This window comes from Cetobacterium sp. (genome assembly GCF_051653945.1).
Lineage (GTDB): Bacteria > Fusobacteriota > Fusobacteriia > Fusobacteriales > Fusobacteriaceae > Cetobacterium_A.
This window is the reverse complement of sequence record NZ_JBOFXD010000052.1, coordinates 65,311-74,508: the sequence shown is the minus strand read 5'-3', so window position 1 is coordinate 74,508 and position 9,198 is coordinate 65,311. Positions and strand designations below refer to the sequence as shown.

Genomic DNA, 9,198 nt, shown 5'->3' with positions numbered 1-9,198 from the left:
CCAACTGGAATTGTAGCCATAACGGATAGATTTGGTAGATATCATGTACCTGATGAATGGGTATATAGCAAAATGGGTGAGAATTATGAAATTAAATTAGATACAACAACTCTTCCGGAAAATACAGAGGTACTTTCTGAAAATCCTCAGGTAAAAAGAGTTACTCCTCAGGGATTGTCTAAATTTAATTTTAGTATTAGAGGAGTAGATGGCAAAAAAATAGAGGATAAAAATAGAGTATACCTAGATAATGGGGCAATTTGGGTTGTTAATGATTCAATTGAAATTGAACCAGAATTAATGTTAAGTTTACCAGAGAGAGTTATTGTAAAAAATGGTGAGCTAACTGAAAAATTAGATTTTACTATAAAAACTAACTACGGTGATTTTATATCAAAATATGAAATTCAGATTTACTCGCAAGAAGATAATACATTGTCCTTCCCTATTAAAATACACTCAGGTGATAAGGTGTACAATGATATGAAAGTAAGCTTGGATTTTAAGGAGAATAAAAAGCTAGATTTCAAATCTGGAAAACAGTTGAAAGTTAGGCTTAAAGTTTGGGATAAATTTAATAATTATGATAATACTGAAGTAGGGTATATAGATCTTATTTCGAGAAAATCCATTTTAGATTTGTTTAATTATGAAAGTAAAAATGAGGTTTTTTTGCAAGTTCAAAATATACCTTTAAATACTGGAATGGTTAGATTTACTGGAGATGGTTTAAAAGGAATAGAGAAAGTATATATTGGAGAGGATGAGTATGATGTGGATCAAGATTCTTTTGTAATATCTAAATATATGCCAAGCGATACTTATAATATTCCGATAAAGGTTGTGGATCAAGAGGGAAAAGAAAGTGAGTATTCGTTGAGAGTAATATTACCAGAAACATATTACATGGGAACTGGAATTGTAGATTTATCCATTGGTAGAAATTATGTATCAGGGAACAAAGATGTTTTAAATGTAGATAATCCTTTTGGCCCAGAATATTTTGCAGACAATATTTATAATGAGGGTAGAATAGCTTACTACGGAAGAGGAAAATATAAAGATAAATTTAAATTTATTGCTCATATTGATACAAAAGCAAATAGTATAGATGAGATATTTGATAATATTTTAAAAAGAGATAGACAAACATTATTTGAAAGAGTTCAAGATACAGACTACTCATATTATCCGACATATGGAGATAAGTCATATGTTTATAAAGATGTAGAAACAGATGGAAAAGTTTATTTAAAGTTACAATATGAAAAGTCATCAGTTATGTGGGGTAACTACAATACCGGTTTTACAGGAACAACGTATATGCAATATAACAGAAGTTTATATGGAGCTAAAACTAGCTATAAATCCAATGAGACAACAATTTTAGGTGATGAAAAACATACATTAACTGGATTTATATCAGAACCAGACTCTTTGTTTGGACATGATGAGTTCTTGGGAACAGGAGGAAGTTTATATTTTTTAAAAAATGGAGATATATTAAGTGGAACAGAAAAAGTTTGGATAAAAATAGTTAACAGGAATACTGGCCTAACAGAAAAGGTAATTTATCTTCAAGAAGGAAAAGATTACGAATTTGATCATTATCAAGGTAAAATTATACTAAATAAACCTTTAAATGGAGTTCTATCTAATATAGATGGAGATATTATTCAAGGATCTCCAAGTGGAAATTACTATTCATATTTAATTGTAGACTACGAGTATATTTCTACAAACTCTCAAGACATAAATGAAAAAGATTATGGACTTCGTGGAAAAACGTTTATAAATGATTATGTAGGGGTTGGTGGAACATATATTAAAGAGAATAGGGATGGTAAAGACTACACATTAAATGGTGCTGAGATAGTTTTAAAAGCTACTGAGAATACATATTTTAAAGGTGAAATCAGTAAAAGCCAAGGTGTCCAAAGTGAGAACTCATTTATCTCTTTAGATGGAGGATTGAACTTTAAAAAACTCAATGGAAATAATGAAGAAATTTCGGGAAATGCATATAGTTTTGCAGGAGTTTTAAATTTTGCAGATTTAAAGCCTGAAATTTTCTCTCCATATGGAAATGATGTAAGAGCATGGTATGATAAAAAAGATAGTGGGTATTCCTTTGCATCAGATTTAGGTGATAAAGGACTTGAAAGTTATGGAGTAGAAATTAACTTTAGAAATTCAGACAGAGTAAAAACTAAATTAAAATATGAAAATATGGAGAAAAGAGATTATTTAAACTTTTTAGTAGATAAGAAAGAAACAGTTGGAATCCAATTAGAATATTTAATAACAGAAAGAATATCTGCTGGAGCAGCTTTTGAACACGTTGAAGAGTTTAAAGAAAAGGAGCTTGGAAGTGGAGATTTAGTTGGAACTAGAGTTGAATATGAAATTGATGAAAATACAAAAGTTTATACTGAAGGACAATTAACTGTAAATAAAAGTGATAGTTATAAAGAAAACAATTTAATTACTTTTGGAGGGGAGAAAGCTTTAACAGAAAAGTTGATAGTAAATGGAAAAACTAGTTTTGGTAGCAGAGGGAATTACAGTGAAGTTGGAGCTGATTATAATTTAACAAGTGATTATAGTATTTACTTAGGATACAGTATGGATGGTGAAGAGGATATTAATAAGATAACTGGAGGACAAAGAGCTCGTATAACAGATAAAATTAATATCTATCAAGAAAATCAATTTTTAAAAGAATCTGGAAGAGATGGAGCAACTCAATCTTATGGTGCTGATTACGAAGTCTATGAAGATGTAACTTTTGGAGCGTCCTTTCAGCTTGGAGAAATCGAACTTCCTGACAATGAGGGAGAAAGCAAAAGAAAGGGAGTATCTCTATATTCTAGAATAGAGAAAACAGACTTTATATTAAAAAATAAGATAGAGTATAGGGAAGAAAAAGAGCAAGAAAAAATCAGGCAGTATTTGACTACAAATAGTTTTAACTATGTTTATAGTGAAGAGTATACTTTTACTGGAAAGGTAAATTTTGCTTTTACAGATGATGTAGAAAACTCAAAATTTATAGAAAGCAGTATTGGATTCGCTTATAGACCTGTTAAAAATGATAAACTTAACTTTTTATCTAGATATACAGTTATCTTAAATGATAATCCAAAAGATTCGGATGAGTCTAAAGCTTATGTAGTAGAGTTTGAATCTATATATTCATTGACTGAAAGATGGGATTTAGGATTAAAAACTGCATATAGAAAAGAGCAAGATACATACATAAGATCTTCAGAAAGTTCTATAGTTATTAATAATAATTTATATTTAATTGGGCTAAAAGCCAATTATACAATTTTAAATAACTGGGATATATATGGACAATACCACTGGTTAGTGGATGAAGAAGAGGAAGATGTTTCTTCGGGAGCTATAGTTGGAATTTATAAAAATATTCACAAAAATTTAAAATTTGGAGGAGGTTATAATTTTTCAGGATTTAGTGATAATTTAGGGGTAGATGATTATAAATCTCACGGATGGTTTATAAACGCAATAGGAAGATTTTAAACGCAAAAGTTGTAAAGATTAAAATATTAAAGAAGCCAACTAGAACTTTTTTCTAGCTGGCTTCTTTTAAATTAATTATTTAAACTTTCTTCTATTAATTTTTTAGAATCTTGAATTGCTACTTTTGTTTTAACATCTAATGTTTTTATATTTTTAAATCTTTGAGGTTCTTTTATAGCTACATCATGTGCAAAAATTACAACCTTAGCATTTTCAATATCTTTTTGAGTAATTCTATTTACAATACCATTAGCTCCTTGAGTTTCAACTTTTATTTTAACTCCCATTTTTGCAGCAGCTTTTTCAAGAGCTTTAGCAGCTAAGAATGTATGAGCAACTCCAGATGGACAAGACGTTATAGCTAAAACATCAGCTTCTCCTTCACCAGCTACACCTTCATAGTTAAGTTCCTCCATCTCCTCTTCTAAAGTTTCTGGAGCAATAGGTTTTAGAGTATTAACAATTAAAGCTGTAGTTAATGCTCCTAAAATAGTTCCAATTATATATCCAAACTTACCTTCAACAACTGGTAAAACAATCCATCCTCCCCAAGGAGCGTGGTTGATACAGTTCATTAAGAAACCAACAATATTTCCAACAATTCCACCAGCAACTATAGCAGGTAAAACTCTCATAGGGTCAGCAGCGGCAAAAGGAATTGCCCCTTCACTAATTCCAATCAATCCCATTATAGCAGCAGCTTTTCCAGCTTCTTTTTCATCCTTTGTATATTTTTTAGGAGATAAGAATGTAGCTAAAGCCATTCCAAGAGGAGGAGTACAAATAGCTATTCCAACTCCACCCATTAACCAAGGTTGTGTATCAACTTGAGTTTGAGCAAAAAGTGTGGCAACTTTGTTAATAGGTCCACCCATGTCAAAGGCTGTCATTCCACCCAGAATTGCTCCAAGAGCAACTTTACTGCTACCAGCCATACTAGCAAGCCAAACATTCATGCTTGTCATCATAGCGGCTATTGGAATACCAATTCCCCACATTACAATACCACAAACTAAAAATGTTCCAATTAGTGGATAAATAAATATTGACCCTAAAGATTTCATACTATCAGGAAGTTTTATTTTTTTAAGAAGGTTAATAATAAAACCAGCTATGAATCCAACAATGATAGCTCCTAAGAATCCAGTTTTATAGTTTTGAACTGCTATCCATGAACCAATCATTCCTGGAGCTAAACCAGGCTTATCAGCAATAGAGTAAGCAATATATCCACCAAGAACAGCTGTGAAAAGAGTAAGTCCAGCAATACCCATATCAGCCATGTCTTTTAAGAATCCAGTTTCTGGTACAGCACCTTTTCCAGATAACATAACAGCAAGAGATAGTAAAACTCCTCCAGCAACAATAAATGGAATCATATGTGAAGTTCCAAAAAGAAGATGCTCTTTGAGCTTGTTAAGATGAAAATTAAGTGATTTCTTTTCTTCAGTTGTATTTTTAAATTGTGTTTCTTTTTTATTAACAGTTTCATTTTTTTGAGGTACAGATTTGTCATTTTTTAAAATGATATTTAAAAACTCATCTTTGTTTTTAGCACCTCTAAGAGATTCTATAAATCCATCTTCCATAAAAAGAGTTGTAAGATTTGAAAGAACTTCAATGTGTGTTGTCCCTTTTTCTGCATCAGGAATAGCTATTAGAAAAACAAGATCAACTTCATTACTCTCATCAACTGATTCCCAATCTTTAATTTTGTTTTTTAATCTTGCAGCAGCAATCTTTGGAATTTTAACAGAAGCTGATTTTCCGTGAGGAATAGCTAAACCATCTTCTAATCCAGTTGGTGATTTACTCTCTCTAAGTAAAACAGCCTCAAGGAACTCTTTTTTATTTAGAAGAGCACCATTTTGATCAAGTGAATCCACTAACTTTTCGATTACTTCATTTTTATTCAGGCAATCTAAGTCTAAAACAATTAAATTCTTGTCTATTAAATTACTAAAATTCATAAAAACCTCCTAAGTTTTATTTTTTCTTTTATAATATCAGATTAAAAATAAAAAGAATAGAATCATATTTTTTCAAAAAAATATGATTTTTTTTGCCCATATATGTTTTAAAATTAGAAAAAATGTAGAAATTATGATAAAATTATAAAAAAATGAGGGAGGAAAGTGATGACTAAAAGAGAACTAGAAATTCTTAAATATATTACAAAATATAATGGGAAAATTAGTTATAAACTCCTATCAGAATTTTTATACATAAATGAAAGAAGTATAAGATATGATATAGATAAAATAAACGAAATATTAAAAAGTAATAATTATCCTCAAATTGAAAAAATTGAGAAAGGTCAAATCAAATATATAGATTTAGATATTTTAAACAAAGTAATTGATAAATTTGTAAAGTGTATAGATATAACGGAGTATAAGGATGAAATTTTATTGTTTAAAATTTTATTTTTTGAAAGAATAAATCTAAAAAGTATAGAGGATGAGTTTGGAATTAGTAGAACTAGTGTAAAAAACATTTTAAAAGTAGTAAAAGAAAAACTAAAAGTTAACGAATTAAAATTGGAGATTGAAGTTCACAAAGGTTTAGTTTTAGTTGGGGATGAAGAAAATATTAGAAAAGCTCAACTAAAGTTCATATTAACCTATTCGAAAGATATTTATTTTTCAAATATTATTGAACAATACTATGCAGGAGTAGACAAAAGAAAAATAGAAAATTTTCTAAATTTAATAATAGATAATACAAAATATATAATATCAGATGAGCCATATACAAATCTATACCATTATATCCTAATAATGATTGATAGATTGAAAAAAGAGCGTTTTATTTTGGAAGTAGAGAATCAAGTGTTTTTTCAAGGTTTAAAGGAGTATAAAGTAATAAATAGATTTTTAGATATTTTAGAGAAAGAGTTTCAATTAGAGATTAGTTTAAATGAGAAAGTACAATTGACAGATTATTTTTTAGGAAGTCACTGTTATTCAGCTGAAAATAGTAGCTATAAGTTTTGGATAGAGATAGATATAATAGCTAAAAAAATAATTAAGATTTTTTCTGAAAATATGGGAGTTAATCTTTCAAGAGATAAGGCATTATTGAAAGGAATTATCAATCATTTGAAGCCAACTATTCATAGACTAAAAAATAGACAAGTCTTAGAAAATAGTATTTTAAAAGATTTTTTAAAGTTATATAAACCAATATTTGTAGGAACTAAAAAATCCATTAAACCATTGAAAAATTTTATTAATTTAGAAATAACTGAAGATGAAATAGCTTTTTTAGCTATCCATTTTAAAGCTGCTTTAGACAGAGCAAATAAACTTGAAAATAGAAAAAATAATATATTGGTAGTTTGTAGTTCAGGGTATGGAACATCAAAATTATTGTCTCAACAAATCAATGAAAACTTTTCAGTAAATATTGTAGAAGTAATTCCATTTTATAGATTGAAGGATTATGATATATGTAATGTAGACCTTGTAGTAGGAACAATAAATATGGATGAAGTTGAGCTTCAAAAGCCATGTATAACTATAAATACAATTTTATCTAAAGAGGATATAATTCTACTTGAGAATATTGGTTTAAATAAAAGGAAAAATCGAATTTTTTTATCAGATTTGCTAGAAACTTTTAAAAAAAATGGAACAATAAAAAATGAAAATAGCTTAATAAATGATTTATCTCTCTTAATGAATGAAATTTTGATAAATGATATTCATGAGGATGAACCCAAGCTATCTGAGATGTTAGAAGAGATTATTTTGGATGTAGAGTGTCAAAATTGGGAAGAAGCTATTAGGATGTCTGGAAATATAATGGTTGAGAATGAAATCTGTGATATAACTTATATTGAAAATATAGTAGAAAGGGTAAAAGAATTTGGACCATATATGATAATGAATAATAAAGTTGCTCTTCCACATAGTAAAAATATTGGAAATGTATTTAAAAACAAGATGGTTTTAATGAGTTTTAGAAATGATGTACTGTTTCCAGAGGAAACTCCTGTTAAAACTATGTTGACATTTACTTCTCAAGATGAAAATAGTCACTTGGAAGCACTCTCTAATTTTTTAGACCTAGTTAATAACTATAAGTTTTTAGAAAAGTTAGAGAGTAATCCAAGTAAAAAGAAAGTTATTGATATTATAAAAAAATATGAATTTCTATCAAATTTGGGAAAAGCTAAAGACACAAATTAAAGTGTTTTATTTTCTCTACCCATAACTAAAACTAGACTATTTACGAAAAATGCAAGGATTAAAATATAGTTGGCGTTACTACCTCCATATATTTTTCCAAATAATGCAATACATCCGCCAAGTATAATTGCACTTAGAATATAATGTTTTTTAAAACGGTATCCTAGAATTCCAACAAAGCAAGGAATTATGAGAGCACCTGAGTAAACTGATAGAGCTAGAAGCAGTGAACTCAATATAAATTTAAGTTTAAGTGCAACTAAAATACTAAAAATTCCAAATATTCCAATGAAAAATCTTGTAAATTTAATTGATTTTATATTTTTTAAATTTTTAGTAAAAATCTCTGTAAATATAGATGATGCAGTTAATAAGCTTGTATCCGCTGAGGAAATAACAGCTGAAAGTAGTCCAAAATAAAGCAATAAACTTACAGATTTTGGAAGAGTATTTGCAGCAACATGCAGGAGTGGTGACTGCCCTGAAGTTAAATCAGGAAAAGTTCCAGCAGCATAGATACCAATTTTAGCTAGGATAAACGCTAAGGGTATTAAAATAAGAATACTGATGATAATAGATTTTTTAGCGACAGAGCTATCTTTAGCACAAAAAATTCTAGAGTATATATCTGGTCCAACAAAAAATGTGGACGAGTAAGTTAAAACTAAAACTAAAAGATCAGAGTAACTAAATTTTTCATTAAATATATTTGGAGCGGTGTATGTCATATCTATATTTGAGATAAATAAGAAACAGACAGCAACTCCTAGAAGAATGAATAAAAGTTGGATACAATCTGTTTTTATAATGGAGAGTTGTCCACCTAAAATAGTATAAATAATAAAGATAATTCCACATATAACAACAGCATTGGAGTAGCTAATATCGGTAAAAATTCCAATAATTTGAGCAGCTCCCATAATTTGAGCAGCTACAATTCCAATCCACGCTATAGAGATAATAAACGAACTTAAAATTCTAACCTCTTCTCCATAAAAACTTCCTAAAAGCTCAGGAAGATTGAAACCTTTAAATTTTTCAAATTTTTTTATTAGAGGTAAAAGAGCTCCCAATCCTAAGGCACCACAGAGTAAAAGCCAAATTCCAGCCCAACCAGAACTATATGCAAGAGATACACTTCCAAGTACAGCTGAACTACCAAGAATTGTGGCAAGTAGGCTCCCAGTAACTTGGAGAACATTTGCTTCTTTATTCGCTATAAAAAAGTGTGAACTATCTTTAATTTTTTTAAAAGAGTTATATCCAACAGCTAAAATGCCCAAAAAATATAGATTCAAAAATAAGTTTTCTACCATTTAAAATTAACCTCCCCAGAAAGACAATAATCTTTGTTTCTTTCTGATTGTATACAGTATTTTATATATGTTATTATGAAATAAAAAAAATGTCAACTTTATTGTTTTTTTAAAGTTAACATCTAATAATTAATTGGAAAAAC

Annotated in this window: 4 protein-coding genes; 2 read left to right on the top strand and 2 right to left on the bottom strand. The window is 28.9% G+C overall.

Going from position 1 to position 9,198, the window contains the following annotated elements; genetic code table 11:
* On the top strand, positions 1 to 3,546 hold a 3,546-nt coding region (locus tag ACRC8M_RS05515; RefSeq protein ID WP_438528242.1), incomplete at its 5' end, for a hypothetical protein.
* Positions 3,547 to 3,617: 71 nt separating this feature from the next.
* Here the strand turns inward: ACRC8M_RS05515 and ACRC8M_RS05510 are convergent.
* The gene (locus tag ACRC8M_RS05510; protein ID WP_438528241.1) at positions 3,618 to 5,516 is read right to left on the bottom strand and encodes a PTS fructose transporter subunit EIIC; all 1,899 of its coding nucleotides are present in this window, start codon (positions 5,514 to 5,516) and stop codon (positions 3,618 to 3,620) included.
* Between the two features lie 168 nt (positions 5,517 to 5,684).
* Here ACRC8M_RS05510 and ACRC8M_RS05505 point away from each other — a divergent pair, with 168 nt between their 5' ends.
* Positions 5,685 to 7,739 (top strand): BglG family transcription antiterminator, encoded by a 2,055-nt coding sequence (locus ACRC8M_RS05505; protein ID WP_438528240.1) that lies wholly within the window; start codon positions 5,685 to 5,687, stop codon positions 7,737 to 7,739.
* Here ACRC8M_RS05505 and ACRC8M_RS05500 read toward each other — a convergent pair.
* Positions 7,736 to 9,055: a sodium:solute symporter family protein gene (locus tag ACRC8M_RS05500; protein ID WP_438528239.1), complete on the bottom strand. Its 1,320-nt coding sequence runs from the start codon at positions 9,053 to 9,055 to the stop codon at positions 7,736 to 7,738. The two genes, ACRC8M_RS05505 and ACRC8M_RS05500, sit on opposite strands and share 4 nt — an antisense overlap.
* Between the last annotated feature and the right edge of the window lie 143 nt (positions 9,056 to 9,198).

Bases quoted from the DNA above. Each gene is read 5' to 3' on its own strand.
- ACRC8M_RS05505 (WP_438528240.1), top strand. From the start codon at position 5,685: ATGACTAAAAGAGAACTAGAAATTCTTAAATATATTACAAAATATAAT.
- ACRC8M_RS05510 (WP_438528241.1), bottom strand. From the start codon at position 5,516: ATGAATTTTAGTAATTTAATAGACAAGAATTTAATTGTTTTAGACTTA.
- ACRC8M_RS05500 (WP_438528239.1), bottom strand. From the start codon at position 9,055: ATGGTAGAAAACTTATTTTTGAATCTATATTTTTTGGGCATTTTAGCT.